The organism is Rhizobium mongolense subsp. loessense, assembly GCF_900099775.1.
Lineage (GTDB): Bacteria > Pseudomonadota > Alphaproteobacteria > Rhizobiales > Rhizobiaceae > Rhizobium > Rhizobium loessense.
This window is the reverse complement of sequence record NZ_FMTM01000013.1, coordinates 40,046-65,595: the sequence shown is the minus strand read 5'-3', so window position 1 is coordinate 65,595 and position 25,550 is coordinate 40,046. Positions and strand designations below refer to the sequence as shown.

General features: G+C 58.7%; 24 protein-coding genes. 12 read left to right on the top strand and 12 right to left on the bottom strand.

What is annotated here, in order from left to right:
- Positions 1 to 344 precede the first annotated feature (344 nt).
- From BLP23_RS28225 to BLP23_RS28215, 3 genes are all read left to right on the top strand, one after another.
- Positions 345 to 656: a PadR family transcriptional regulator gene (locus BLP23_RS28225; protein ID WP_092588037.1), complete on the top strand. Its 312-nt coding sequence runs from the start codon at positions 345 to 347 to the stop codon at positions 654 to 656.
- The gene (gene chrA, locus BLP23_RS28220; RefSeq protein WP_233426842.1) at positions 628 to 1,860 is read left to right on the top strand and encodes a chromate efflux transporter; all 1,233 of its coding nucleotides are present in this window, start codon (positions 628 to 630) and stop codon (positions 1,858 to 1,860) included. Before BLP23_RS28225 ends, chrA begins: the two co-directional genes overlap by 29 nt.
- 76 nt (positions 1,861 to 1,936) lie before the next feature.
- The gene (locus BLP23_RS28215) at positions 1,937 to 2,320 is read left to right on the top strand and encodes a VOC family protein (RefSeq protein ID WP_092588036.1); all 384 of its coding nucleotides are present in this window, start codon (positions 1,937 to 1,939) and stop codon (positions 2,318 to 2,320) included.
- A 67-nt stretch (positions 2,321 to 2,387) separates the two neighbouring features.
- On the opposite strand, the gene BLP23_RS28210 is transcribed toward BLP23_RS28215, so the two are convergent.
- The 3 genes from BLP23_RS28210 to BLP23_RS28200 form a co-directional block, all read right to left on the bottom strand.
- Positions 2,388 to 2,774, bottom strand: coding sequence for a DUF779 domain-containing protein (locus tag BLP23_RS28210; RefSeq protein ID WP_092588035.1), 387 nt, complete (start codon positions 2,772 to 2,774; stop codon positions 2,388 to 2,390).
- 72 nt (positions 2,775 to 2,846) lie between these two features.
- Positions 2,847 to 4,355 carry an aldehyde dehydrogenase gene (gene adh / locus BLP23_RS28205; protein ID WP_092588034.1) on the bottom strand — a complete coding sequence of 503 codons (1,509 nt, stop codon included), beginning with the start codon at positions 4,353 to 4,355 and terminating at the stop codon, positions 2,847 to 2,849.
- Between the two features lie 155 nt (positions 4,356 to 4,510).
- Positions 4,511 to 5,470: a helix-turn-helix domain-containing protein gene (locus BLP23_RS28200; protein ID WP_092588033.1), complete on the bottom strand. Its 960-nt coding sequence runs from the start codon at positions 5,468 to 5,470 to the stop codon at positions 4,511 to 4,513.
- 518 nt (positions 5,471 to 5,988) lie between these two features.
- Here BLP23_RS28200 and BLP23_RS28195 point away from each other — a divergent pair.
- Positions 5,989 to 6,759, top strand: coding sequence for a transporter substrate-binding domain-containing protein (locus tag BLP23_RS28195; protein ID WP_233426841.1), 771 nt, complete (start codon positions 5,989 to 5,991; stop codon positions 6,757 to 6,759).
- Between the two features lie 45 nt (positions 6,760 to 6,804).
- On the opposite strand, the gene BLP23_RS33930 is transcribed toward BLP23_RS28195, so the two are convergent.
- Positions 6,805 to 7,572 carry a hypothetical protein gene (locus tag BLP23_RS33930; protein WP_167364013.1) on the bottom strand — a complete coding sequence of 256 codons (768 nt, stop codon included), beginning with the start codon at positions 7,570 to 7,572 and terminating at the stop codon, positions 6,805 to 6,807.
- Here BLP23_RS33930 and BLP23_RS33925 point away from each other — a divergent pair.
- A complete protein-coding gene (locus BLP23_RS33925) occupies positions 7,540 to 8,139 on the top strand; it encodes a GGDEF domain-containing protein (RefSeq protein WP_167364012.1) in 600 nt (199 codons plus the stop codon). The genes BLP23_RS33930 and BLP23_RS33925 overlap by 33 nt on opposite strands.
- Before the next feature lie 88 nt (positions 8,140 to 8,227).
- Here the strand turns inward: BLP23_RS33925 and BLP23_RS28185 are convergent, their stop codons facing one another.
- Both BLP23_RS28185 and BLP23_RS28180 read right to left on the bottom strand, forming a co-directional pair.
- The gene (locus tag BLP23_RS28185; protein WP_092588030.1) at positions 8,228 to 8,506 is read right to left on the bottom strand and encodes a DUF982 domain-containing protein; all 279 of its coding nucleotides are present in this window, start codon (positions 8,504 to 8,506) and stop codon (positions 8,228 to 8,230) included.
- A gap of 720 nt (positions 8,507 to 9,226) precedes the next feature.
- Positions 9,227 to 11,002, bottom strand: a complete 1,776-nt coding sequence (locus BLP23_RS28180) for a cytochrome c biogenesis protein DipZ (RefSeq protein ID WP_167364011.1) — start codon at positions 11,000 to 11,002, stop codon at positions 9,227 to 9,229.
- A 347-nt stretch (positions 11,003 to 11,349) separates the two neighbouring features.
- Between BLP23_RS28180 and BLP23_RS28170 the strand changes: the two genes are divergently transcribed.
- The 3 genes from BLP23_RS28170 (at position 11,350) to BLP23_RS28160 (ending at position 14,604) form a co-directional block, all read left to right on the top strand.
- Positions 11,350 to 12,402: an alpha/beta fold hydrolase gene (locus tag BLP23_RS28170; protein WP_092588027.1), complete on the top strand. Its 1,053-nt coding sequence runs from the start codon at positions 11,350 to 11,352 to the stop codon at positions 12,400 to 12,402.
- Positions 12,403 to 12,529: 127 nt separating this feature from the next.
- On the top strand, positions 12,530 to 13,270 hold the full coding sequence (locus tag BLP23_RS28165) for a response regulator (RefSeq protein ID WP_092588097.1): 741 nt from the start codon (positions 12,530 to 12,532) through the stop codon (positions 13,268 to 13,270).
- Positions 13,267 to 14,604, top strand: coding sequence for an ATP-binding protein (locus tag BLP23_RS28160; RefSeq protein ID WP_092588026.1), 1,338 nt, complete (start codon positions 13,267 to 13,269; stop codon positions 14,602 to 14,604). Before BLP23_RS28165 ends, BLP23_RS28160 begins: the two co-directional genes overlap by 4 nt.
- A 90-nt stretch (positions 14,605 to 14,694) precedes the next feature.
- On the opposite strand, the gene BLP23_RS28155 is transcribed toward BLP23_RS28160, so the two are convergent.
- On the bottom strand, positions 14,695 to 15,702 hold the full coding sequence (locus BLP23_RS28155) for a LacI family DNA-binding transcriptional regulator (RefSeq protein ID WP_092588025.1): 1,008 nt from the start codon (positions 15,700 to 15,702) through the stop codon (positions 14,695 to 14,697).
- A 205-nt stretch (positions 15,703 to 15,907) separates the two neighbouring features.
- On the opposite strand from BLP23_RS28155, the gene BLP23_RS28150 reads away from it, so the two are divergent.
- Genes BLP23_RS28150 through BLP23_RS28135 form a run of 4 tightly spaced genes read left to right on the top strand, consistent with a single transcriptional unit; the run spans position 15,908 to position 20,341 of the window.
- Complete coding sequence (locus BLP23_RS28150; protein WP_407691813.1) at positions 15,908 to 17,236, top strand: alpha-L-fucosidase; 1,329 nt, start codon at positions 15,908 to 15,910, stop codon at positions 17,234 to 17,236.
- Positions 17,237 to 17,286: 50 nt separating this feature from the next.
- Positions 17,287 to 18,507: an ABC transporter substrate-binding protein gene (locus BLP23_RS28145; protein ID WP_092588024.1), complete on the top strand. Its 1,221-nt coding sequence runs from the start codon at positions 17,287 to 17,289 to the stop codon at positions 18,505 to 18,507.
- 27 nt (positions 18,508 to 18,534) lie between these two features.
- Positions 18,535 to 19,473 carry a carbohydrate ABC transporter permease gene (locus BLP23_RS28140; RefSeq protein WP_092588023.1) on the top strand — a complete coding sequence of 313 codons (939 nt, stop codon included), beginning with the start codon at positions 18,535 to 18,537 and terminating at the stop codon, positions 19,471 to 19,473.
- A complete protein-coding gene (locus BLP23_RS28135) occupies positions 19,463 to 20,341 on the top strand; it encodes a carbohydrate ABC transporter permease (protein WP_092588022.1) in 879 nt (292 codons plus the stop codon). The genes BLP23_RS28140 and BLP23_RS28135 overlap by 11 nt, the downstream gene beginning before the upstream one ends.
- A gap of 250 nt (positions 20,342 to 20,591) precedes the next feature.
- Here BLP23_RS28135 and BLP23_RS28130 read toward each other — a convergent pair whose 3' ends face one another.
- From BLP23_RS28130 to BLP23_RS28110, 5 genes are read right to left on the bottom strand one after another with little or no spacing between them, the layout of a single operon-like run.
- Entirely contained in the window at positions 20,592 to 20,930 is a 339-nt protein-coding gene (locus BLP23_RS28130) for a slr1659 superfamily regulator (protein ID WP_022717797.1), read from the bottom strand.
- Positions 20,931 to 20,947: 17 nt separating this feature from the next.
- Positions 20,948 to 21,502: a slr1658 superfamily regulator gene (locus BLP23_RS28125; protein WP_092588021.1), complete on the bottom strand. Its 555-nt coding sequence runs from the start codon at positions 21,500 to 21,502 to the stop codon at positions 20,948 to 20,950.
- Positions 21,503 to 21,506: 4 nt separating this feature from the next.
- Positions 21,507 to 23,867: a SpoIIE family protein phosphatase gene (locus BLP23_RS28120; RefSeq protein ID WP_092588020.1), complete on the bottom strand. Its 2,361-nt coding sequence runs from the start codon at positions 23,865 to 23,867 to the stop codon at positions 21,507 to 21,509.
- Entirely contained in the window at positions 23,864 to 25,042 is a 1,179-nt protein-coding gene (locus tag BLP23_RS28115; RefSeq protein ID WP_092588019.1) for a class I SAM-dependent methyltransferase, read from the bottom strand. The genes BLP23_RS28120 and BLP23_RS28115 overlap by 4 nt, the downstream gene beginning before the upstream one ends.
- Entirely contained in the window at positions 25,039 to 25,497 is a 459-nt protein-coding gene (locus BLP23_RS28110; RefSeq protein WP_092588095.1) for a ubiquinone biosynthesis methyltransferase UbiE, read from the bottom strand. Before BLP23_RS28110 ends, BLP23_RS28115 begins: the two co-directional genes overlap by 4 nt.
- Positions 25,498 to 25,550 lie beyond the last annotated feature (53 nt).

Genomic DNA, 25,550 nt, shown 5'->3' with positions numbered 1-25,550 from the left:
CCTGCACTCCGGCACGGTATGTCCTGTACCGGCCAGCCTCGATGGTTCCGGATTCATTTCTTTGAGCTAGAGCTGCAGACCATGGATCTGCGGGCAGGGAGTTGAGAAAGCCGGCAGCTCAGCTGCGAGGACGATCGTCGTCGCAGAACGGTTTCGAATATCACTTGCAGTTTAGGTTCGGCTACTTTCTCGATGTCGCGCAGATCGCCTCGCTGACCATCGGTATTTTCCTACGAAGGGTTTTTGTCGACCGGCTCGTGCAGGCGGGGTCGCAGCCCTAACAATTTCCCACTACCTTCGGTTCTCGATATCGAATATCGAGTGTCTATTTATGATGGCGAGGAATGGAATATCAGGATCTTCTTTCCGGTTTTGTCCGGCTCCACGTCCTCCATCACGCCGCCGAGGGCGATCTGCACGGCCTGTGGATGATCGAGGAACTGGCCCGGCATGGCTACAAAGTCAGCGCCGGGACGCTCTACCCCATGCTGCACTCCCTGGAGAAAAAAGGTTATCTGGCCTCACGTATCGAACGCGTAGGCCGTACGCACCGGCGAATCTACAACGCTACACCCTACGGCCTTGTCGCTCTCGAAAAGATCAAGGAAAAAGCCAAGGAGCTATTTCGTGAAATCCTCCCAGACAACACTGCCTGAGTTTGCAGTCGAGCGCCCGCGTGGCAACCCCGGTGAAGTCTTTCGCGTCTTCCTGAAGCTCGGGCTGACCTCCTTCGGCGGACCGATCGCACATCTCGGCTATTTCCGGGACGAGTTGGTGGTGCGGCGCAAATGGATCAACGAGGCCGGCTTTGCCGATCTCGTGGCGCTTTGCCAATTTCTGCCGGGACCGGCGTCAAGTCAGGTCGGCTTTTCGCTCGGTGTCCTGCGCGGCAACGGCTTGCTTGGCGGGCTCGCAGCCTGGTTCGCTTTCACCATGCCATCGGCTGTCATCCTCCTTGTTTTTGCGCTCGGTGCCGCGTCTCTCACCGGACCCGTAGCAGAAGGCTTCCTGCATGGCCTGAAGCTGGTAGCAGTTGCCGTTGTCTCGCAGGCGATTTGGGGCATGGCGAAGGTCCTTACGCCTGACCGTGAGCGCGCCGGCATTGCGCTGGCAGCCGTTGCGATCACTGTCTTCATCGGCGGAACGTTCGGCCAGACCGGCGCGATCGCACTTGGTGCTGGTGCCGGGCTCTGGCTTTGCCGCGCGGACGTCCCTGTGCAGGCCGGACGTCTCAGCTTCCCAGTCTCGCGCCGGGGCGGAGCGATCGCGCTCATCGTCTTCGCGGCCTTGCTCTTGGTTCCCCCGCTTGTTGCAGGTTTCACCGGCCATGAGGCTGTCGCGCTGTTCGACGCCTTCTATCGCTCGGGCTCACTGGTCTTCGGTGGGGGACATGTCGTCTTGCCGTTGCTTCAGGCGGAAGTGGTGACGCCTGGTTGGGTGACGAACGAGGCCTTTCTCGCCGGCTATGGCTTGGCGCAGGCAGTGCCCGGACCGCTTTTTACCTTCGCCGCCTATCTCGGCGCGGTCATGGGGCCGGCCCCCAACGGGCTCGTCGGGGCGGTCATCGCCCTTGTCGCCGTCTTTTTGCCGGGCCTGCTGCTGGTCTACGGCATGCTGCCGTTCTGGGACGCGCTTCGGCTGCGGCCCGCGGCACAGGCCGCCATGCGCGGCGCGAACGCAGCCGTCGTCGGGATCCTTGGTGCTGCGCTCTACAGCCCGGTCTGGACGAACGCCGTACTTTCGCCCGTGGATTTTGCACTCGCACTCGCAGGGTTCCTCTTGCTTGTCGTCTGGAAAATGCCACCTTGGATCGTCGTCTTGCTGCTGGCAGCAGGCGGTGGGCTCCTCCATCCCATTTGAAGGCCCTTGGGCAAGGGCAAGCATTTTCCAAAGTATCGGGGGTGAAGCAACGAGAACTATAACGGAGGAAAGTTCCATGTCAGGTATCAGCGTGCGTTACATCGTTGACGACGTCGACGCAGCAGTCAATTTCTACCAACAGCATCTCGGCTTCTCTGTCGCGTTTCGTCCCGCGCCAGGCTTTGCCATTCTCACCAAGGATGGGTTTCGCCTTCTCGTCAGCGCAATGACCGGACCAGGCGGAGCGCCACAGGCGATGCCGGATGGGCGCAAGCCGGAGCCCGGCGGCTGGAATCGCATTCAGATCGAAGTTGCAGATTTAGAGGCGCAGGTCGCAGCATTGCGCCAAGCCGGCGCACGGTTCCGGAACGAAATCGTGCAAGGAATGGGCGGCAAGCAGATTCTTCTCGACGACCCCGCGGGAAATCCGATCGAACTGTTCGAAGCGTCGAAGAAATGAGCTTTGCCAACATGCCCGGCCGATAGAGGTCTCATGCCAGGGACACCGGGAGCGCTTGATGCGCTGATCACCTGGCGCGCTTGGTATCCGGGATGGCGCAGGTCTCGCCGCCGAAAAGGCGCGAGCGGGTGAGAAAACGCTGCTCGCGCCCGTTGTCGAGCGAAAACATGCCGCCGCGACCGGGCACAACATCGATGATCAGTTGCGTATGCTTCCAGACCTCGAACTGGCGGGCGCTGATATAGACAGGCACGCCCCCGATCTCGCCCAGTTTCACATCGGTCTCCCCGACGCGGAATTCATTTGACGGGTAACACATCGGCGACGACCCGTCGCAGCAGCCGCCGGACTGGTGAAAGAGGATATCGGGATGGTCGCGGCGGATCTCGCCAATGAGAACGAGTGCCGCATCGGTTGCAAGCACGCGCGGTTCACCGGAAACGGTCGGTTCCATGCTGGTTCCTTCATGCCGAAAAGCCTCCTCCCCGAATAGGGAAAAGGCAGTAGTTTGTGATCAACCCGTTCCTCAGAAGAAGCCGAGAGCCTTCGGGCTGTAGCTCACGAGCATGTTCTTGGTCTGCTGGTAATGGTCAAGCATCATCTTATGCGTTTCGCGGCCGATACCAGACTGCTTGTAGCCGCCGAATGCTGCATGGGCCGGATAGGCGTGGTAGCAATTCGTCCAGACGCGGCCCGCCTGGATCTCGCGGCCGAAGCGGTATGCGCGGTTTCCGTCACGCGTCCAAACGCCTGCTCCCAGGCCGTAAAGCGTGTCATTGGCGATCTCCAGCGCTTCCTTCTCGTTCTTGAAGCTCGTGACCGATACCACGGGGCCGAAAATCTCTTCCTGGAAGATGCGCATCCTGTTGTGGCCCTTGAAGATCGTCGGCTTGACGTAATAGCCGTTGGCAAGTTCGCCGCCCAGATCGTTGCGCGCGCCCCCGGCCAGGACCTCGGCGCCTTCCTGCTTGCCGATGTCGAGATAGGCGAGGATCTTCTCCAACTGTTCATTCGATGCCTGCGCGCCGATCATCGTCGCGCTGTCGAGCGGGTTGCCCTGCTTGATCGCTTCGACACGCTTGACGGCCTTTTCCATGAAGCGGTCATAGATCGATTCCTCAATCAGGGCGCGGCTGGGGCAGGTGCAGACTTCGCCCTGGTTAAGCGCAAACATCGCAAAACCTTCCAACGCCTTGTCAAGGAAATCGTCGTCTTCGGCCATGACGTCGGCAAAGAAGATATTTGGCGACTTGCCGCCGAGTTCGAGGGTAACGGGAATGAGGTTCTGGCTGGCATATTGCATGATCAGTCGGCCGGTCGAAGTCTCCCCAGTGAAGGCGATCTTGGCGATGCGCGGGCTGGTCGCAAGCGGCTTGCCGGCTTCCAGGCCGAAACCGTTGACGATATTGAGGACGCCTGGCGGCAGCAGATCGCCGACGAGTTCGGCCCACACGAGGATCGACGCCGGTGTCTGTTCGGCCGGCTTGAGAACCACGCAATTGCCGGCCGCAAGGGCCGGAGCAAGCTTCCAGGCTGCCATCAGGATCGGGAAGTTCCAAGGAATGATCTGGCCGACGACGCCAAGCGGCTCGTGGAAATGATAAGCGACGGTGTCGTGGTCGATTTCGCCGATAGAGCCTTCCTGTGCACGTATGCAGGCCGCAAAATAACGGAAGTGGTCGATGGCCAGCGGAATGTCGGCCGCCATCGTCTCGCGGATCGGTTTGCCGTTGTCCCACGTCTCGGCCTGGGCGAGCAATTCAAGCTTGTCCTCCATGCGCTCGGCGATCTTCATCAGGATATTCGAGCGTTCGGCTGGTGAAGTCTTCGCCCATTTGTCCTTCGCCCCATGGGCCGCATCGAGCGCCGCGTTGACGTCCTTTTCGTCGGAACGTGCAATTTCGCAAAGCTTGCCGCCTGTCACCGGCGTGATGTTGTCGAAATATTTTCCTTCGATCGGTTCGCGCCACTCGCCCCCGATGAAATTGCCGTATTTCAACTTGAACGGCGATTCGACGATCTTCTGATGCAGCATGTCATCCTCCCTAGAATGAGCCAGGTTCAGGAGTGAACCAGTGGAGGAAATCTGCGCGCCTTTTGCCGAACGAACCAGACTGGCGGGGTATTGTTGCAGTGCACAGTGTCGCAGCTTTGCGACATGATTATCGCACTTCGGAAAGAACAAGGCGTTCAGTGGAGATCGAGCTTCTTCATCTTGCGATGGAGGGTTGCCCGGCTCATGCCAAGATCCATCGCAGCCCGCGAGACGTTGCCGTTGGTTCGGGTGAGGGCGCGCAAAAGCGCCGCACGCTCTGCTTCCAGAAGCGCGTCGCCGTTTGCGGCGCAGCTTTCATGAAGCGCATCGGCTGCGGGAACGCCCGCCGCAATCTGCCGGTCGTCGAGCTTCAGCGCCAGCCGCGCCGCGCGAGTAGCTCCGAGCACGAGGTCGTGCTTGTCCACGGCAAGCAAGGCGGCCGCCGAATTCACGCCTGAGGGGACCATCAGGAAACGCGCGCCGGTAAAGGCGCTCCGGAAGATATTGAGCTCGATGCGAAGGGCTGCGTCGCGCACGGTCTGCGAGAGGATCGACAGCGTCATCTCGTTGACATCGTCGCGGCAGGTGGAAATGTCGAGTGCGGCTGCGAGCTGGCCGCGATGATCGCGGATAGGCGCGGTCGTACAGCTGAGCCGGATATTCGAGCAGAAGAAATGCTGGTCACGGAAGATCGCAACGGCGCGCTCGTCGGCCAGCGCGGTTCCGATGCCGTTCGTTCCAATGCTTGCCTCCGTCCAAATCGATCCGGTCCAGAGGCCGAGATCGTAAAACTCCTTGTCGTCGCCGGCGTTGCCCCGCCGTTCCAGCGCAATGCCGTTGCGGTCCGTGAGCAACAAGCAGCAGCCCGCCTTGCCGACTGTCGTAAAAAGCCGGTCGAGCTCGTCTGCAGCATCCTTGATCAGTTGTTCCGATTGTTCGCGTGCCTGCCTAAACTCGTGATCGGTGAGCCGCAAAGGTGTGCGCACATCTTCCGGCGCCAGCTGATGCATGGTCATGCAACGCCGCCATGAAGCCACAATTGGTGAACTTGCCGCCGCTGATTTCTGCTGCGCGGATGTGTAGACATGACCCGCATGTGCGGATTGTTCGTGCATCGGCTCCTCCCACGGAACGCAAGAGCAATCTGTCGGAAATCTGGGGTTTCTGCAATGCTTCTGAAATATGAAGATTGTCGCATGGCTCGGTCGAACTGTCGCAGTCGTGCGACAGTTGGTGCTCTGGGTCCATCCGGCGCAGCGTCATTGGGGCGATGACGCCACATCTGCCTGATTGTTCCGGAGCGGCGAACGTTGCCAGGCTCGGTTGAGTTGGTTGATGGCGCGAAAGCGGCGTGCCGGACCGGGAGGAGACGAATTTGGCCACGATTCCATAAACCCGGCGAAGCGTTTCCGGCGTGACGGCAGTCTCGAATGCGTCCAATCGCGCAAGTCGCACTGTGCGCAACAGCATAAGGGTGTCGCTGTGCAAAGCGGCCGGGGGCAGCGATCAGCTCCGTCGCCTGCGTCTTTTGCGACGAATGGGGCCTCGGATTTGGCCTCAAATTCGTTGAAATCGATGGGATGCCATCATCGTTTGTTATCTATTTCCTTCTAATATGTTCAAAGGACGGAAGATGGGGGAACAGATGATCGGCCGGTTCGCACTTGCAGCAGTACTTTTTTTTGCAGGCTCGATTGATCTCGCGACGGCGAACGAAAAGCTCCGGGTCGCGACCGAGGGCGCATACCCACCATTTAATTTTCAGGATGCATCCGGTCAGCTTGCTGGTTTCGACGTCGATATCGCCAAAGCGCTCTGCCAGCAAATGGTGGTTGATTGCACGTTTGTCGCCGTCCCCTGGACCGAGATCGTTCAAGGCTTGTCGGATGATAAATACGACATGATCGTCGCAAGCATGGCGTTTACCGAAGAACGCGCTAAAAAAATGGAGTTCTCCGCTCCATACTACCGTTCTCATTCGGTTCTGGTCGGCGACGCTGAAAAGTTCCAGGATAGTGCACCGGCAGCCCTCTCCGGTGTCCGGATTGCGGCAGCACAGGACACCATCCAGGCGGAGTATTTGCAAAAGGCCTATGGTGCAAGCAAGGCCGTACTGGCCAAGGATCAGCCCGGTGCGCAACGTCTTCTTCTGGACAACCAGGCCGATCTCTTGATCGGCGATGCCATTGAACTTTTGAGCTTCCTGCAGACCACGGAAGGTGCGCGCTTTGGATATGTGGGAGATCCAATCTCCAGCGAGTTTCTTCAAAGTTCGGCGCACATCACCGCGAAGAAGGGAAACTCGGCCCTGATCCAGAAGGTGAATGCCGCACTGAAGCAGATCAAACTCAACGGTGTCTACGACCGCATCAACGACGCTTATTTCCCGTTCAGCATTTATTGAGCCGATGGAATGGAAGAAAATAGCGCCCCGAAACGGCGTCAGTTCTCACTCAGCGCTGTTGCAAGATTTCTTCTGCTTGGCGTCGTGGCATATACGCTGATTGCAGCGGTTTTTTCGTTCGTCTTTCTGAAAAGGATCGAGACACAGGCGAACTTTACGCGCGATGTACAGATCCCCCTGATCCTGACGCAAACGCGCAATGCGGTAAAAATCGAGCGTCTCTCTTCTCTTGTTCGATCGATTTTCTTGGCGAAAGACCGCAGACTGGAGCGCCAGATCCAGTTGCAAATCCAGGCTCTCGCGCAAGGCTTTTCGTTCGATCACAACGGTTTTCTGGTTGAGAGATCTCAAAAAGTCGCCGATGAAGCCAAGACGATCGCCAAGCTTCGCCAGCAGGCCCGCGACAAAGGAAGCTCGGCGCAACCGTCGCCCTCCGCCAATCCTATTGACGCACGCGTCATTGATGAACTCGACCGGCTGGCGACGCAGGCCTATGAGAGGGCCATACGCGACCTTGATGCGATGGGGACCCAGTTGAGCGGCGATGCTGCCGTCGTGGCGGACAATATCGCCAGCGAAATCCAAAACAGTGCGGGCTACATGCAGGTTGGCTGGCTCCTCATCCTGATTGTTCCCGGCCTTTTCGCCGTCACAATACTCATTGCTGCCAAGCATCATCTTGCTGCACCCATCGGCGCTGCGATTAAGAACTTGGAACGCATTGGCAGGAACGAAGCGGTCCTGACGCTGGAACGCCTTCCACTCATTTCGGAACTCGCGATGATTGATGCGGCGATCGTTGCCTACGGCCAAGTATCCGACGATTTGCACCGCACCAATTCGATCCTCCAAGGATTGGCTGAAAAAGATCCTTTGACGGGCTTGGCGAACCGACGGACCTTTGAAAGCTATTTGGCGGCAGTCCTAACCCGTCCTGCAATAAGCTCGCCCGGCGTTGCGATCATGATGATCGATATCGACCACTTCAAATCCGTCAACGACACTTTCGGTCACCTTGCAGGCGACAGGTCTCTTGTGGCTGTCGCGAATGTGCTGACATCGGTGCCATGGCACAACCATCTTGCAGCGCGATACGGCGGGGAAGAGTTCGTGGTCGTCTTGGAGGAGTGTTCGCTCGAGCAAGCGATTGAGCGCGCGGAGTGGCTGAGGCGTTCTGTACAGGAGCTCAACATTGAGACAGGAACAGGGCCATTTCTGAGATTGACCGCCAGCGTGGGCGTCGCTGTCGCGAACAGTGTTTCCGATCAGCCGCCAGACATAGTCGCAAGAGCAGATCGTGCCCTCTACACCGCGAAGAAAAACGGACGCAACAATGTTCAGGTCGCATCGCTCGATATGGGAATTTCAAAAGCGGGCTGAGCGTCTTTCAACTGCAGTTTCACCAGTCCTGGCAACATAAGGCTGCGCACGGCTTTCTACTGCCAGCTCGTCCTTTCATGCGGGGGCATCAGTTGCGCGAGTGCGCGGGTCTCACCAACTCGATGACGACAATGTTCGCTTCATGGGCAGCCTTGATAAATGCTGCCCGCACGTCTTCCGGAGGTATCCGGTCGTTTAATCCGTCAAGGCATGCCATGACGGCCTCAGAAAAATCCTCTCCGTCATCGGTCGGCCAGTGCTGCAGTAGCGTATCGGCTGCACGACCCACAGAGTTAACGACCCGATACTCGCCGATGCGATGCATCGCCAAACCGACCGGCCGAAACGCCAAACCGTTGCCTTTCATAACACTTTGCCTCCGTTAAACCGCCGTACCAGCACGCGTTGCAAAACCCGTGCCCGATGCCGGCGATTGGCGCAATCAGACCACAACGTCAAACAAACAGGCTTGTTGTGCGTTTACCCAATTGCCCATGCCTATATTCGTGGCTGGTAGAGCGCCGGTCACAGGCAACACGGGGCCCGGGTTAATTCAATGGTTGGCCCACGCAGTGATCGAAGCGGAAAGGACAAGGGAGACAAGGCTCGCCCAAGCCCAGACATTTTACAATATTTGCGTAATGTGATGGCTGGCCTTCATCCAGGTCTCGGCTGGGCAATTTACCTCGCTCTGGTAGCGCTGATCTTTTTAATGGGATCACTGCCAATGTGGTGGCTGCTATGACGCCGAGGACAGAGCGCATCATTCTCGCCTTGCTTTGCCTCATCGGCATCGCGGCACTGGTCTATGAATTTGGCTAGACTTGCCGCTTTGTTCTGCAGGCCGGCCGGGGCGTTGAAACCGCATATGCGTGGCTTTTCGAGGGTTTCCGTCGTCTTTAGCCAAGTGCGCAACCAATCTCCTCGTATGGTCCAACCCACCTCAATCCGCCTGTGGCTGCGCACCTTATGAGTCTGCGACGAGTAATGGGAGAAAGCTACGAGCCTTAAAAAGTTCACGTTAATTCATATAACTACGCCTACAAGCTAACTCTGTGGACGAAGGCATTGATGTGGTTTCGAGGCTTCAGCCGAAGGTGAAAGCGAAGGCTTCCACGCCCCGGTCGAGGAACCTGATCTCGAAGTTGCGAACCGTGACGTCTGCAGACTGCCGGACGAGTTGGTAGAGCTTCGTCGCCGTGACGGTGCCGTTTCCACTCGCATCGATATCCGAGCCGCGATCGTTGCCCGGGTCCTTTCCGTCGATCGTCACCCGGAAGCGGATCGGTTTTCCGGCGGCGCCAGGCCCGAGGACGAGATGCAGGTCGCGGGCGCTGAACCGGTAGGAAATGCCGCCGCCCGGTTGGGTGAGCGTCGCCTGTTGCGCGCCGATCGTCCAGGTGCCCGAAAGACTCCATTCATTGAGGGTCGGTTTAGCGAAAGAGTAGTGATGCGCGGCGTCGGCCTGCAGCCCTTCGGGAGAAGCGAAATTCGCGGCGCGCCGGTAGCCGAGATAGGTTTCGCCGGAGCCGATATTGCTTAAGTCGGGACCGACTTCAGCCCCCTTTGCGTCTGGCACGACCGGTGCGCTCGCGGCCGTCTCGCTACCGGCCTCGCGCAGCAGATCCTGGATCGCCTTCTCGGTCTGCGGATAGTTGCCCTCGCCGAACCGGTGGTAGCGGATCTCGCCCTTGGCATCGATCAGGTAATTGGCCGGCCAGTAGCTATTTTCAAAGGCACGCCAGATGCGGTAGTCGTTATCGATGGCGACCGGATAGCCGATGTTGAAGCCGCCGAGCGCTTGTCTGACATTGTCGATCCTCTTTTCGAAGGCGAATTCCGGGGTGTGGACGCCGACGACCACAAGGCCCTTGTCCTTATATTTTTCAGCCCAGGCACGGACATAGGGGATGGTACGGATGCAGTTGATGCAGGAATAGGTCCAGAAGTTGACAAGCACCACTTTTCCACGCAGCTGCTCGTTGGTGAGCGGCGCGGCATTGAGCCATTCGACTGCTCCATTGAGCGCCGGCGCGCGGCCTTCCGCCGGTAGCCCACTGCGGAACGGCCGCTTGCTATCGGCTGCCCGCTGGATTGCATCGTTGCCGGCGACCATTGACGGCGCACCTGCTGCCGGCCTCTCATGGAACCTTTCGAGCACGGCCTGTTCGAAGGACGCGGTGCTGGCATAGGAGAGCTGCGCCAGCACGCCGGTATCGAGGCCGAGGGCGATTGCGGCGAGACCGGCCAGAACGGCTGCACCCAGGCACCGACGGATTCGCTCGCCGACGCCAAGCGACCGCTTCATGACGGCAAAGACCTTTCCACCCACAAGCAGAGCAACGGCGAGAGAGGTGGCTGCGCCTGCAGCAAAGGCAAAGAGGAGGAATGTCGTCTCAAGATTGGCGCCTTGCAGCGCCGCTCCCGTCAGAACGAGACCGAGGATAGGCCCGGCGCAAGGCGCCCAAAGCAGACCGGTCGCCGCGCCGAGGACGAGCGAACTTGCTATTGTCGGCGCGGAACGAGCGCTTCCTGCTGAGGTGGTCAGCCGGTTTCCGAGGTCCACAGCCGGCCGCGCGAGGAGGTATGCGACACGTGGCGAAAGCAGGCTCACTCCGAAAGCTGCAAGCAGCATGACGGCGGCGAGGCGACCATATTCATTGGCACGGACAGCCCAGCTGCCGCCGACCGCCGCGAGCGTGGCGACAAGCGCAAAACTGACGGCCATGCTCGCCAGCATGGGCAAAGTGCTTCTAGCGAATGGCCATCCGGTGCGGGCAAAGACGAAGGGAAGGATGGGGAGGATGCATGGGCTGAGGATCGTCAGCACGCCTCCGAGATAGGCAATGATAAGAATCGTCATCATCGTTTTCCTTTGAAACCATTTGGTCAGGCTCTGCACGGTGATGTGCCTGGACCAGCAAGAGGCAATCTGGCCGATGTGAGGTATCTCGAATATGTCGGGCTTTGAGGGGAAATGTACCGAAATGTAGGAATCGTCCCCGTGGGGGCGATAAAGGACAAAATCGACGCCGAGGAGGAGTTTCACACTGATATCACCGGGGCCATCCGGTGCGGGTCGCATTTGTATCTGAACGTATCTGTGTCGCTGAAAGCTACATCCACATTCAAAAGCGGCTGGTTCGGGACACAACAGTGACACATGCTGCCGGCCTTCTACGATCGCGATCAATTCAAACGGAGGGACAAATGTCCGAAGAAGTCAACCACCAACGCCGCAGGTTCTTCGGCGTGGCCGCCATGACCGTCGCTGCGGTGGAATTCGGCATCGGCGGAGCCGTCAACGCGCAGCCGGCACAGACGTCTGCTGCAAAGGGGCCCGCTGTCGAAACGGGGGCGAACACGTCCTTTGGGGCGCTGAAGCAGATCAAGGCCGGCGTCTTGGATGTCGGCTACGCGGAAGCGGGGCCGGCAAACGGTTCCGCCGTCCTGCTGCTGCATGGCTGGCCCTATGACATCTACAGCTTCGTCGATGTCGCCCCGCTTCTGTCTTCTGCAGGCTATCGCGTGATCATCCCCTACTTGCGGGGCTATGGCACCACCAGATTCCTTTCCAACGACACGCCCCGCAACGGTCAGCAGGCGGCGATCGCCGCTGATGCAATCGCGCTCATGGATGCGCTCGCGATAGAGAAGGCGATTGTTGCCGGTTACGACTGGGGCGCCAGAACCGCCAACATCATGGCCGCGTTGTGGCCCGAGCGGTGCAAGGCGATGGTCTCGGTGAGCGGCTATCTGATCGGCAGCCAGGAGGTCAACAAGCAACCACTGTCGCCGAAAGCCGAGCTTGCCTGGTGGTATCAGTTCTATTTCGCAACCGAACGCGGACGACTGGGCTACGAGGCCAATCGTCGGGACTTCGCAAAATTGATCTGGCAAACTGCGTCACCGACGTGGAACTTCGACGACGCGACGTTTGAAAGGTCGGCCGATGCCTTCGACAATCCTGATCACGTGGAGATCGTGATCCATAACTATCGCTGGCGGCTCGGGCTTGCAGAAGGCGAGTCCCGATATGATGCTTATGAAAGGCAGCTTTCCACCCGACCGGTGATTGCCGTGCCGACGATCACACTGGAAGGGGACGCAAACGGCGCGCCGCATCCAGAGCCGGCCGCCTATGCCGGAAAATTTTCTGGAAAATACGCTCATCGCACCATCACCGGCGGGATCGGCCACAACCTGGCGCAGGAAGCGCCGCAGGCGTTTGCGCAAGCCGTTCTGGATGTCGACCGCCTTTAGACCGGCAATAGCTGCCGCAAAGACCGTCTATGATATTTTCTTGGCTTCGCGGCAGCGATCTCAGGGTCTAAAGAAGAACCGGCATCCGAATGCCGCTGATATCGATAGAGCATTTGAAAGTCCCAACATGGACCACGTCGACCATATCCTGATCGTCGATGACGATCGTGAAATCCGCGAGCTGCTGTCAGGCTATCTGAAAAAGAACGGCCTCCGGGCAACGGCCGCAGCAGACGGCCGACAGATGCGCAGTTTTCTGGAGGCCAATGCGGTCGATCTGATCGTGCTCGACGTGATGATGCCCGGCGACGACGGGCTCGTCCTGTGCCGGGAGCTCAGAGCCGGCAAGCACAAGGCGACGCCGATCCTGATGCTGACTGCTCGCAGCGACGAGATGGACAGGATCATCGGACTGGAGATGGGGGCAGACGACTACCTGCCGAAGCCGTTTGCCGCGCGCGAACTGCTTGCCCGCATCAAGGCCGTGTTGCGGCGGACCCGGATGTTGCCACCAAACCTTCAGATCAGCGAGGCCGGCCAGTTGCTGGCCTTCGGCGACTGGCGGCTCGACACGGTGGGCCGCCACCTTCTCGACAGGCAGGGGACGGAAATCGCTTTGAGCGGGGCCGAATACCGGCTGCTGCGCGTCTTTGTCGACCACCCGCAGCGCGTCCTAAACCGCGACCAGCTTCTCAATCTGACGCAGGGCCGTGAGGCGGAGCTTTTCGACCGCTCGATCGATCTGCTGGTGAGCCGCCTGCGCCAGAGACTTGGCGATGACGCGCGGGAATCCACCTATATCAAGACGGTGCGCAGCGAAGGCTATGTCTTCTCCGTTCCCGTTGAGATCGTGGAGCTGCGGCGATGAATGGGCAAATCATCGCTCCTCTTGGCCGCCTATGGCCAAGGACCCTGCGGGCCAGGCTTTTTCTCATCCTTCTGTCGGGTTTGGTGATTGCCTATGGTCTGTCCTTCAGCGTCCTTTTTCTCGAACGCTACATGTCGGCAAAGGCTGTGATGCTTGGCACCCTCGAAACCGATATTGCTACCTCGATTGCCGTCCTGGACCGGCTGCCGGCGGGCGAAAGGGCCGAATGGCTGAATCGCCTAAGCCGCGGCAGTTACCGCCTGGTGCTTGGACCAGGCCTTCCCGGTGTACCGGACATGTCTGGCCGCAGCGCCGAGATCGCCGGAAGGATCGAAGAGGCAGTCGGCCATCGCTTCCCGCTGCGCCTCGAATCCGTTCCCGGCGAGGGCAAGCGCTTGCAGGCCCACTTGACGCTGAGCGATGGCGCCCCGCTGACAATCGATGTAACGCCGAGGGGCGTTATGCCAATTGCCGACTGGCTGCCTTATGTGCTGGCGATCCAGATGGGGCTTCTCGTTTTTTGCACGTGGTTTGCGGTGCGGCAGGCAACACGCCCTTTGGCTGAGTTTGCCGCAGCCGCCGATGCGCTGAATCCGAACAAAAAGGAGCCTCCGTTGAGCGAAGCCGGTCCGAGCGAGGTCGCTCATGCTGCAAGGGCTTTTAACGCGATGCGCGAACGGATCGCCCATTACCTCGAAGAACGGGTGCAGATCCTGGCGGCAATTTCCCACGATCTCCAAACGCCGATCACCCGCATGCGGCTGCGCGCCGACATGGCGGAGGATTCTCCCGAGAAGGGCAAGCTCTTGAAGGATCTGGGAGAGATCGAGCGCCTTGTCCAGGATGGCATCGCCTATGCCCGCAGCGCGCATGTCCGTGGCGAAAAGACCACCCGCATCGATCTCGCATCGTTCGTCGAGAGCCTTTTTTACGACTACCAGGATACTGGAAAGTCCGTGACTGTCGTCAGCGTGGTCCAGGGGACCGTTCTCACCAAGCCGCACGCTCTTCGCCGCATCCTGTCGAACTTCATCGACAATGCGCTGAAATTCGCCGGCGCCGCCGAAATCGGCGTCGAACGGAAAGAGCACGGCCATATCGCCATCACAGTTATGGATCGCGGGCCGGGCATCCCGGACAATATGCTTGAGGCGGCGATTCAACCCTTTTTCCGGCTCGAGCAGTCCCGCAACCGGGAAACCGGCGGAACCGGTCTCGGCCTTGCCATCGCGCAGCAGTTGACGGGCGCGATTGGCGGATCACTCAGGCTCTATAATCGCAGCGAAGGCGGACTGGCGGCGGAGATCGTCATACCCTCACGTCCAGACATCTAGCCACCTGGGCTGCCAAACGATCGAGCCGTCGGCCGTTGCGCGGGCATGCTTGTTTCGATGACGAAAGGATGGGGCCGGTCCTCCGGTTACCTAGCGGCGCTTGGTTGATTCACCGCGCACAAATGTCGGCGTCAGGATGATGTCTTGCGGCGGCGCGGCCGCCCCCTCAGGGCTCTGGATTCTTGCCAGCAGGCGCTGTGCGGCCAGTTCGCCAAGCTTTTGGGCGTCCTGCACCACCATCGTGACGCGAGGCGTGATCACGCTGCTCCAGGGAACGTCGTCAACCATCGCCAGCGACACGTCGTCCGGGCAGCGGAAGCCCATCTCCTGCATCACCTGCAGCGCCGCGAGGCCCATCATGTTGTTGGCGCCGATGATGGCGGTCGGTCGATCACGGCGGGCGAGCAGGCGCATTGCTTGCGTATAGCCGCCGGCCCGCGTATAGCCGCCTTCGACCACGAGTGAAAGGTCGACCTCAACGCCGGCACCGGCCATCGTTTCCATGTAGCCCTTCAGGCGCTCGTCGGCGGTGTAAAGGCCGGCAGGACCGGAGATGAAGGCGATTCGCCTGTGACCGAGCTGCAGCAGGTGCTCCGTCAAGATGGCGGTGGTGAGCGGGTTGTCAGAGCCCACGAAATCGCGCTCGGCGCCCTCCACCTTCTGGTCGAACATCACGATCGGAGTTTTGAAGTTCCGCAGGAATTCCGCGTAGTCCTCGCCGCGCCCGTTTGCCGCCAGGACGATGCCGGCCATCTTCTGCGCTTCCAGCCGCTCCAGCAGCGCCCGTTCGAGCTCGGCTTTGCCCGAGGAATCGGCAATCAAGACGAAATAGCCGTTTTCCAGCGCCTGGTGTTCCAGCTCGCGGCGGATGTCGCCAAAAAACATGTTCCCCAGATTGGCTGAAACAAAGCCGATCAGCGAGCTGCGTCCGCGCGCCAACGTCTGTGCCACCGGATCGACGCGATAACCGGTTGACCGTACCGCCTGCTGGATGCGGTCAAGCGTCTCGGCGCCCACCCGCTTCGGGCTGTTGAGCGCGAGCGAGACAGTCGAGATTGAAACCCCCGCAAGGCGCGCGACATCTCGTATGGTAGCCATGTGATCGAACCGGTTCTATAAGCGTCTTGTGTCAGATTCTAACCGCCTCTGCAACTGGTAGGCCAGGCGATTTCCATAGAATTGGGCAGTTTCTCTGATTAAGTGATCCTTGATTCCTGCTTGACAGCTAGAAGATCAAGGAAGATGATCGATGTCGAACCGGTTCGATCCTACGTCGAACCGAAGAACGAGGGAGGAGATGCCTGTGACGATTTCGATGCGTCAGTCGGGAGATCTGGAACCCGCAGAGGCGGACAAGCATGCTTGGTTCAGCCGCGACCGTCTGGGTCTGTTCATTCACTGGGGGCTCTACGCTCTTGGGGCACGTCACGAGTGGTTGAAAAACCGCGAGGAATTGACCGATGAACAGTACCAGCGCTACTTCGACAATTTCGATCCCGATCTCTATGAGCCCAAGGAATGGGCTCGCCGGGCCCGTCTCGCCGGCATGAAATATGTCGTGGTGACGACCAAGCATCACGAGGGCTTTTGCCTATGGGATAGCAAGGTGAGCGACTACAAGGCGACGAACACGCCTTGTGGCAAGGACCTTTTGACTCCGCTGGTCGATGCATTCCGGGCCGAAGGACTGAGAATTGGCTTCTACTATTCGTTGATCGACTGGCATCACCCGGACTTTCCGATCGACGCGCATCATCCCCTGCGCAACCACTCTGATGCGAAGGCGCTGAATGCCGACCGCAGCATGGCCAATTACACCGCCTATATGCGCGAACAGGTGCGCGAGCTTTTGACTGGTTTCGGCCGCATCGACATCATGTGGTTCGATTTCAGCTATCCGCGCCGGGAGTATCGCGGTCTGCCGGGCAAGGGGCGCGCCGACTGGGAGAGCGAGCGTCTGGTTGAACTGGTGCGAGAACTGCAGCCAGACATCATCGTCAACAACCGTCTCGATTTGCCGCTCGATGGCGATCACTTGCCAGACATGGTGACGCCGGAGCAGTACACACCGCGCGTCGCGCCCACCATCGCTGGCCGGCCCGTGCGCTGGGAGGCTTGCCATACCTTCAGCGGTTCTTGGGGTTATCATCGTGACGAGGACACCTGGAAGAGCCCGGAACAGATCATCAAGCTGCTCATCGATTCCGTCGCCTTGGGGGGCAACCTCCTGATGAATGTCGGTCCGACCGGCCGCGGTACGCTCGATGCGCGTGCCATTACCGCACTTGAGGTTTACCAGAACTGGATGGCAGTGAACGGACGTTCGATCTATGGGGCAGGGCCGTCGGCCTATCCGGCGCCGTTTGGTTGCCGCTACACCCAGCGCGGCAACCGCCTTTACCTGCACGTCTACAACTGGCCCTATCGCCACATCCACATCGACGGCATCGCCGACAAAATCGCCTATGCGCAGTTCCTGCACGACGCCAGCGAGGTGCGCTGGCTAAGCCCCATCAAGGAAGTGGATTCCAATGTCGGCGTGATGGTGCCGGAAGGCATGATCACGCTCGAACTGCCGGTGCGACGGCCGGAAGTTACTGTTCCGGTGATCGAAATTGTCCTGAAGCCGTAGCCTTCGATCCCACTCATTGTCCATTGCATTCATGGAGGGAGGAGAATCCCATGAAGGTTGTGAAGAAAGCGCTGTTGCTTGCAGCAATCGGCGGCAGCCTCTTTGTTACGGCTGCATCAGCCGACGAGGTCAATTTGACCTGGCAGATGTGGTCCGCCTCCGAAACCGACACCAAGACCTGGCAGCACCTGGCCGACATGGTGAGCGCCAAGCACCCAGATATCAAAGTGACGCTGCAGACCAGCGGCTGGGTCGACTATTGGACCAGATTGCCGGTTTTGGCGGCGTCCGGCCAACTGGCCGACATCGTGTCCATGCAGTCGCTGCGCATGCCGAATTTCTATTCACTGCTGGAACCCCTCAATGCCAGGATTGAGGCAGACAAGTTCGATATTGGCGCCTTCACCCCTTCGATCATCGGCGGCATGTCGGTCGACAAAGAGCTTTACGGCCTACCTTACGACGTCGGTCCATGGGTCATTTATTACAACCAGGACGCTTTCGAGGCCGCCGGCCTTCCATTGCCGAAACCGGGCTGGACGCTTGCGGAGTTCACCGGCGCGGCCAAGAGGCTTACCAAGGATGGCGTCTACGGCTTCGGCGTCGCCCCGGTCAACTACTCGGTCCTGGCGTCCGCCTGGGGCGACAAATACGTTAACGATGCCGGCCAGCTCGATCTCGTCAATCCTGATGCGATTGCCGCAGCCGACAGACTGATCGGCTTTGCGGCCAATGATAAGATTGCACCGCTCGTGCCGTCTGGCAACGATGCCGGCACGGTGATCCAGGGCCGGTTCAATTCGGGCAACATCGCTATGTATGTCGACGGCCCCTGGTCGATCATCGGCATGAAGGACCAGGTCAAGTTCAAGGTCGGTCTGACCACTTTGCCCCGTGACGAGGGCGAACTGGCGGCCGTTACGGCAGGCTCCGGTTTCGGCATTTCGACCACCAGCCAGCATAAGGATGCGGCGTGGAAGGCAATTCAGGTGCTCACCAGTCCCGAAGCGCTGTCGTACCTTGCCGAGAAGGGGCGTGCGTTGCCGGCACGCACGGCCGCCCAATCGTCCTGGTACCAGGTGGCCGCCAAAGACATCACCAACGGCGGCGAGGCCCTCGACTACTCCCTGGCGCATTCCATTCCCTACGCAATCACCAATAACTGGGCAGCGGTGGAAAACCTCTTCAACCAGTATTTTCCGCCCGCCTTCGCCGGCAGCGCCGACGCCAAGCAGACGATGGAGACCATCCAGAGCCTCGCACAACAATAGCTCTCGCTGTGGCAGGAATTGCCGCGCATGGAGGAAGATGTGTCGGAAAGCGTCCTCGCCGAAGTACCCGTACAGCGCGCCCTGCCGCGGCGCTTTCTCACGCCAGATACGCAGACGGCCATGCTATTCCTGCTGCCAAGCTTCCTGGGCTTCATGGCCTTCATGGCCTTGCCGATCTTGGCGTCGCTGGCGCTCAGCTTCACGAACTGGCAATTGATTTCGACGCCGTCCTTCGCCGGTCTCCAGAATTACGTACGCCTCTTCACCGTCGATCCGGCTTTTTACACCGTATTGCGCAACACTTTATTCTTCGCTGTCGAGTACCTGACGCTGAACATCATCGTCTCGCTGTCGCTTGCCGTCTGGATATCGAGCCTGAAGTTCGGCAAGGCGATCTTCCGGGTCATCTTCTTCCTGCCGACCTTCACACCCACGATTGCGGCGTCGGTGGTGTGGTTGCTCATTTTCACGCCTGATGGGCTGGCCGACAGCCTCGTCCGCACCGTTGGTCTCGGCCTTCCGAATTTCCTGCTCAGCACCACCTGGGCCATGCAGGCGATCGTGCTCGTCACTCTGTGGGCGAATGTCGGCTACAATGTCGTAATGTTCAACGCCGCACTCGACCTTGTGCCGAAACACTATCTGGAGGCTGCGACGATCGACGGTGCCAACGCCTGGCAGCGTTTCTGGCGTGTCCGCCTGCCACTGATCTCGCCGACGATCTTCTTCGCCACCGTGATGACGGCCATCACCTCGCTGCAGGTGTTCGACGAGATCTATGCGATGACTCGCGGCGGCCCGGGTTCGGCGACGGCCACGCTCGGCTTTGCCATCTACCAGAAGGGTTTTGCCAACTTCCAGATGGGCTATGCCTCGGCGTTGGCCTGGGTGATGTTCATCATGATCATGGCCTTGACCATCCTGCAGTTCCGCATGCAGCGCAAATGGGTGCACTATGACGATTAGGCAGGATCCGTTGCATTCGCATTCTGTATTGCGCAACAGACCCTTGCGGCGCATTGGCACGGCCATCAGTTACGCAGCGCTTTCGCTGATCGCTTTGCTTTTCCTCTTTCCGTTCTTCTGGATGGTATCGAACGCGGTGCGCTCCAATGCGGAAGTGCTGGCCGTGCCGGTCCGCATCCTGCCGCAGGAATATCAATGGGGAACCTTCGTCGAAGCCCTGGTTTCCCTGCCGTTTGGTACCTTCTTGTTCAATTCCTTCGTAGTCGCCAGCGGCGTCACGGCGATCGTGATTGCTGTATCGTGTCTTTCCGCCTACGCGTTCGCCCGACTGAAATTTCCTGGCCGGGAGGGTCTGCTGCTTGCTTATCTCGGCACGCTAATGATCCCGCAGGTCATGCTGGTCATCCCGCTCTTCCTGGTGGTCAGCAAGCTCGGCTGGGTCAACACCTACCATGGCATGATCCTGCCGGTGGCTTTCGGCTCCTTCGGCACGTTTTTGCTGCGGCAGTTCTTCCTCGCCATTCCCAAGGATCTCGACGAGGCGGCGATGATCGACGGGGCGTCGCGACTGCGTATCCTGGTTACGATCATCGTTCCGCTAGCCATGCCGGCCATCGGCCTGCTCGCGCTTTTCGCCTTCATGGGGCAGTGGAATAGTTTTCTGTGGCCGCTGATCGTCACCAACGGCATGGAAAAAGCCACGCTGCCGCTGGGGCTCACTTTGTTCCAGACACAGCAAGGGACCTCGTGGAACTACATCATGGCCGGCGCAGCGATCTCAATGCTGCCAGGCATCGTCCTGGCCATCGTGCTGCAGAAGGTGATCTATCGGGGCATCACCATCGGCTCCGGCTTCGGCGGACGCTAATCCTGCCGATATAGCGGCGAAATCTGTCAGATAGCCAACACGACTTCACCCGAATTGGCCATCAGAACCGTTCTGAAGGGGCATCACCTCGTCGCCACCGTGATGACATGGTTGCTCCAGCCTTTGCCAAGGCCAGAGCTTGCATCTGTCTTGCCCGACAGCGCCGAATGAACGCAGCTAAGCAAGCCGCACGGTGAAGGCGAGTATCCATCGATCACTCGGGGCGTCGAATAGGTCTGATGCACACATGTCAGGTCAGCCGCAGATCCACGCCTGGATGCAACTTCTTGAGGTTGGGCAATGATTTGATCTGCCACGGGACTTGGGAAGAACCGCGTACGGTCAAATGAATGTCCGGGTGGTTGCGAGCCTCGATCGTCAATTTGGCAAGCAGGTTTATACCTGACGAGTTCAAGAATTGAAGTCCGGTCACGTCGAAAGTGGCCTTACCGGCCCCCTCTTCGAGCGCTTTCATGGCCAAAGCATGAATGGGTGCGTAGGCATCCGGGCCTGCCAGCCGCATGGTTCCGTCAAAATAAACGGTACCGCCCTCGGACCAGACGCGGAACGCTTCTTCTCTGATTTCCATAGCACTTTTCTCGCGGTTCATGACGGTGAAATTGGCATTGCGGCGTATGTTTCAAGTTTTGCGCGGTTGTGGGGGCGGTCCTCCTCGAAGAGCCAAGCCAGGTCTGCCTTGTAGTCGCTCATCAAGGTCAGCAATCCTAATCCGGAACCGCTGCCGGCCGTTTTAGCGCTCGCCTCGATCTGCTGGATGAGAAGATCGCTCGGGTCTCCTTGCGTTATGCTCGACAGCAACCGCTGGAACCTGGCTGCCGTCTGCCTGTCGATAAAATTCGATATCCTCATCTTAAAGTTGTCGTCTTCCGCCATGGCTTCGATCGCGATCTCGCCTGGAGCACGAAACTTGATGGCGTTTTCGATCAGTTCGTTCGTCAGGTAGCCGATATCCTGTCGGACCTGATTATAGCGCCGCTTCGAAGGTCGAAATCGGAGCGCCATCATCTCGGCGATGAAATCCGACGTCATACTGGAGTGTTTCCAGGCAAGTTCAAGCGGGCCATCGAGCAGCCGCAGCTGAACGGCGTGCGTCGCGTCAAACGAAGCGAGATGCTCTTGGCCATAAAGGACCGTTGTCATGTCATCACCTGTGCCGCACTACGACGAGCGTAATGTCATCATGTATCTTTTGCGTTCCGATATAGGCCATGAGGCTTTCGAGAATGCCGTTCATCACCTGCTCAGCTGTTTGACCGTGCAGGCGGCGGGCGTTTTCGCAAAGCCGCTCGATGCCGTACAGTTCTCCTTCGGGATTTTCAGCCTCGGTGACGCCATCGGTATGAAGAACAATCAAATCGCCCTTGTGAAAGGGTATTTCGCGGGTATCGATGAAAGACGATATATCAGATTCAAGTCCCACTGGTAGGCCGAGGTCGCTGGTGTCGATCCGTTCGACCGCACCGGAATGACGAATGACGATCAGATCCTCATGCTGGCCCGAAATCGTCAATCGCTCGCCATCATAGTCCAGAAATGACAGCGTGACGTGCTTGTCGGTTTTCGTGCGCTCGATGTTCTTGTAGATCGTGCGGTTGAGGTAACTGAGGAACCTTGAGGGATTCGTTTCGCCGGCTTCCTGCAGCGCGCGGGCGACGGACTGCACCATAAGCATCAAAACACCGCTTTCGAGGCCGTGACCGGTCACGTCGCCGATGCCTATCTTCAGGTGATCTCCGTTTTGCAGGATGTCGTAGTAGTCGCCGCCGACCTCGTCGGCGGGGCGCATATAGGCGGCAATCTCCAACTGCTCGATGGCCGCAAGCTCTTTCGCCCGTGGCAGCACCATAAGCTGAATCTGCCGAGCCACATCCAGTTCGGCACCGAGGCGCAGGTTCTCGCTCGTCAACTGGCCGTTCAGGATCGAGATTTCTTCTTTGGCCGCCTCAATTTCCTGCGTGCGCTCAGCAACCAGGTTCTCGAGATTTTCGGTATGGAAGCTGATCTCCTCGGCCATGCGGTTGAACGCGTGACCAGCCTCGCCAACTTCGTCCTTGGTGGGTATATCGACTCTGACAGAATAATCCTTTGCCTGTATGCGCTTGGCGGCACCCGCCAGTGCACTGATCCCGCTTGTAATACGCTTTGACGCCGCAAAGACCGCCCCCGTGACGACGAGCATCGACACGAGAACCGCGAGGATCTGATAAATCAGAATTCGGTTGGTTGCCCGCGATATTTGATCCCTGGCGGCAGTGAGGGAGGCATAGATTTCACGCTCGGGGACAACGATGCCGAGCGACATGACCTCGCGCTGAACCGGTCCGTTTATCCAAAGATTGGTTGCGTTTAGCTGTTTTGTAACGACAAGATAAGGAACGTCTTCGCCGTTCTCCTTCAGCGAAATGTGCCTTATGACGCCATCGGCATCAAGCGGGAGTGAGGCGACCTCCTTTTGCGAACTGTTGCGTAAAGAGCGGTCAAGGCCGGTCACGCCCTTGTTCGTGGCGTCGCTCGCCGAGCGAAGACCGATAATTTTTTCCCCGGCAGGGTTGATTGCAACGACGTTGCCGTCCGACATGGTTAGAAAGCCAAAGCCGCTTTCGGCGACCTTCACGCGCTCGACAATTTCGGCGAGCTGGTCAAGCGTGATGTCTGCTCCGGCAGCCCCCGCCACGCTACGCCGATCGGCAGTCCAAAGCGGATGGAAGAAGCTGACGATCAGTTTTCCCGTGATTGCGTCGGTATAGGGAGCGGTCTGGGTGATATTGTCAGGTACCGGCCGCAAGGAAGGGTCGCTTGCCCATTTCTGCCAGGATTCATAAAGACCGGGAAAGAAGAAATCCCAAAAGTCTGCGCTGTTGTGACCGGGATAAAGCCGATCGAACGTCTGTGCTTGATCTGTATAAGGTGCCGTCCTGAAGATCGGGCGCTCTTTCGGCCCGATATAGTACATCTGCAGCTTCGATGCACCGTTTTTCAGGAGGTCGGGGGCGACAAGATCAAGGACCGCACTCGTCTCGATATCGGTCTGCACCTGCGGCAGCGGATGGCGATCCTTGTCCAGGAGGTAGCCCCATACGCTGACGACCGACGGCGCCCCTGGAAGGTTCTGCGCCCATTGACCTTTGGGGTCGAATCTTACGGTCACCGCACCTGGAGCTGCCCTTGCCATGGCGGCTCCAATCTCTCCGTTCCTCGTTGGTTGATCGATCTGACCCTGAAGCACGCCTGTCAACGCCTTGACGTCGGAATGGACCTGATGGAGAAGCAAGCCAACCTGCGCGGCGGTGGAATCGGTATACGAGCGGATATAGTCTTGGCTTGCCCGTTCAAGGCCGTGACCCACTTCGGCCGTCGCATCCCGAGAAAGTCGCTGGACATTCCAAAGGGCGAGACCGCCGCTGACAAGCAGGTCAAATAGGACCGCCCCACCGACAACGATCATGAATTTCGCGCGAAAAGAGCGCAAACCGAGGCTTGGCTTCCTGATCGGCGCGGTCATCATAGCGGCTTTCGCCCGGACGCTGCCCAAATGGGCCAGCCGGCGTAGCCCTTTGGATGAAGCGCCGCAAAGATATGGTCGGCGAATCCTTGTCTGAAACGTTCGATGAATTCCGCCGAATCGCCTCTACGGACAGACATTTCGCCTGCGTAGACATCTCGCCATGCCGCGATGACGTCTGCGAACTCCTGGGGATCGCCGTCGAGGTTGGTGACCATGAAGCTTTCCATTTTCACCGCCTCGAAGCCCGCATCCAGCAAAAGACGCAAGTTCTTTGGTCCCATTTCGACGTCCATGTCGAAATAACTGAAGAGCTTGGCAACCTCGTTATAGGTCCATTGGATGCTGTCGGCGCGCGGTTCTCCGAGGCAATGGGAGTTTTTCTCGTTGGTGATGTAAACCCGGCCGCCAGGTTTGCAGATCCGATAGAGCTCCCTGAGCAGCATTTCGGGGCGATCGAAGATTTGCAACGAGTGCCGGCAGGTCACGAAATCGAACTGGTCGCTTTCAAACAGCATCTGCGATGCATCGCCGTAGGTGTATTCAATATCGCGGACATCGAACCTTTCGGCAACATCACGGGCATAGTCGAGGCTTGGCGAGGAATGATCTAGCGCAACGATCCTTGCTGGGCCGAACTCCTTTCTGACCAGCATCGCGAAATCGCCAATGCCGCAACAGATGTCGGCAATCACCATGCCGTTGCGAAGCCCATGGCGCGGCAATATCTCTCGCTCATGCCGCCACGTCATCTTCGTCTGCGTTCTGAGGATTGGAATGAAGCTTTGGTTTTCAACGAATGTCTGGCCGGGATAAAAAGCCGAGTCGTAGATCTCGATCGCAATGTTCGGCGATAGATCGCTCAAATGCCGGAACATCCGTGCCGCCCAGGCGACAACGCTTGATGCGACGACCACGAATTTGATTTCGGGCCTTGAACGCGAAGCATCGACCAAAACCCGCGTCAAGGCACGAAATGCCGTGCTGTTCATATGCGTAACGCGCTTTAGATTGACGTATAAAACACCGCTGACGGTCTCGATTCCATTTCGCAGCAACAAGAGATCGTCGGCAATTTCAGCCGTGGAATGAGGGCGAAGCACGCCAGCGAGGGAGAATTCCTGATCGTTGATGTTGAATTGCGCTGTAAAGACAGGCGAAGGACTTTGTGCAGTCAATTCAGTAGCCTTTCGAGCGGCAGATCCACAATGAATGCAAGTGCGCCGATACCAAAATCGCGGATCTGGATTTCCGCGTCATAGTTCACAACCAGGCCAAGCAGGATCGCCTGGCCATCGGAGGCGGCATCGCTGGTGATCAAGTTGCAATAATTTTTAAGGGCCTGGCCGGTTTTTAGTCCCAGGACAATCTTCTTGTAGAATTGTCGCTGTTCTGGCGGGCAAGGAAAGATCAGCTCGATGCGCTCGGTCTGCTGACAGCGATAAAAATTACATACGAAGTCACCATCATCCGCCTCTGAGCGAAACGACATCTCCAGGAGCTCGTTAAGGGCTGAGGACAGCAGGTTGGAATGGCGCACGGGATCGCGACGGTCATGGCTGACCATTCGAGCGACATAGTTGGACAACTGATCGCAATGCAGCCAGTCGGCGGTAAAGCTCGCCATGTCCATCTTCAGACTGAGCAACTGGTCAAATGTAGGGCCAATTGCCGCTTCTTGGTTCG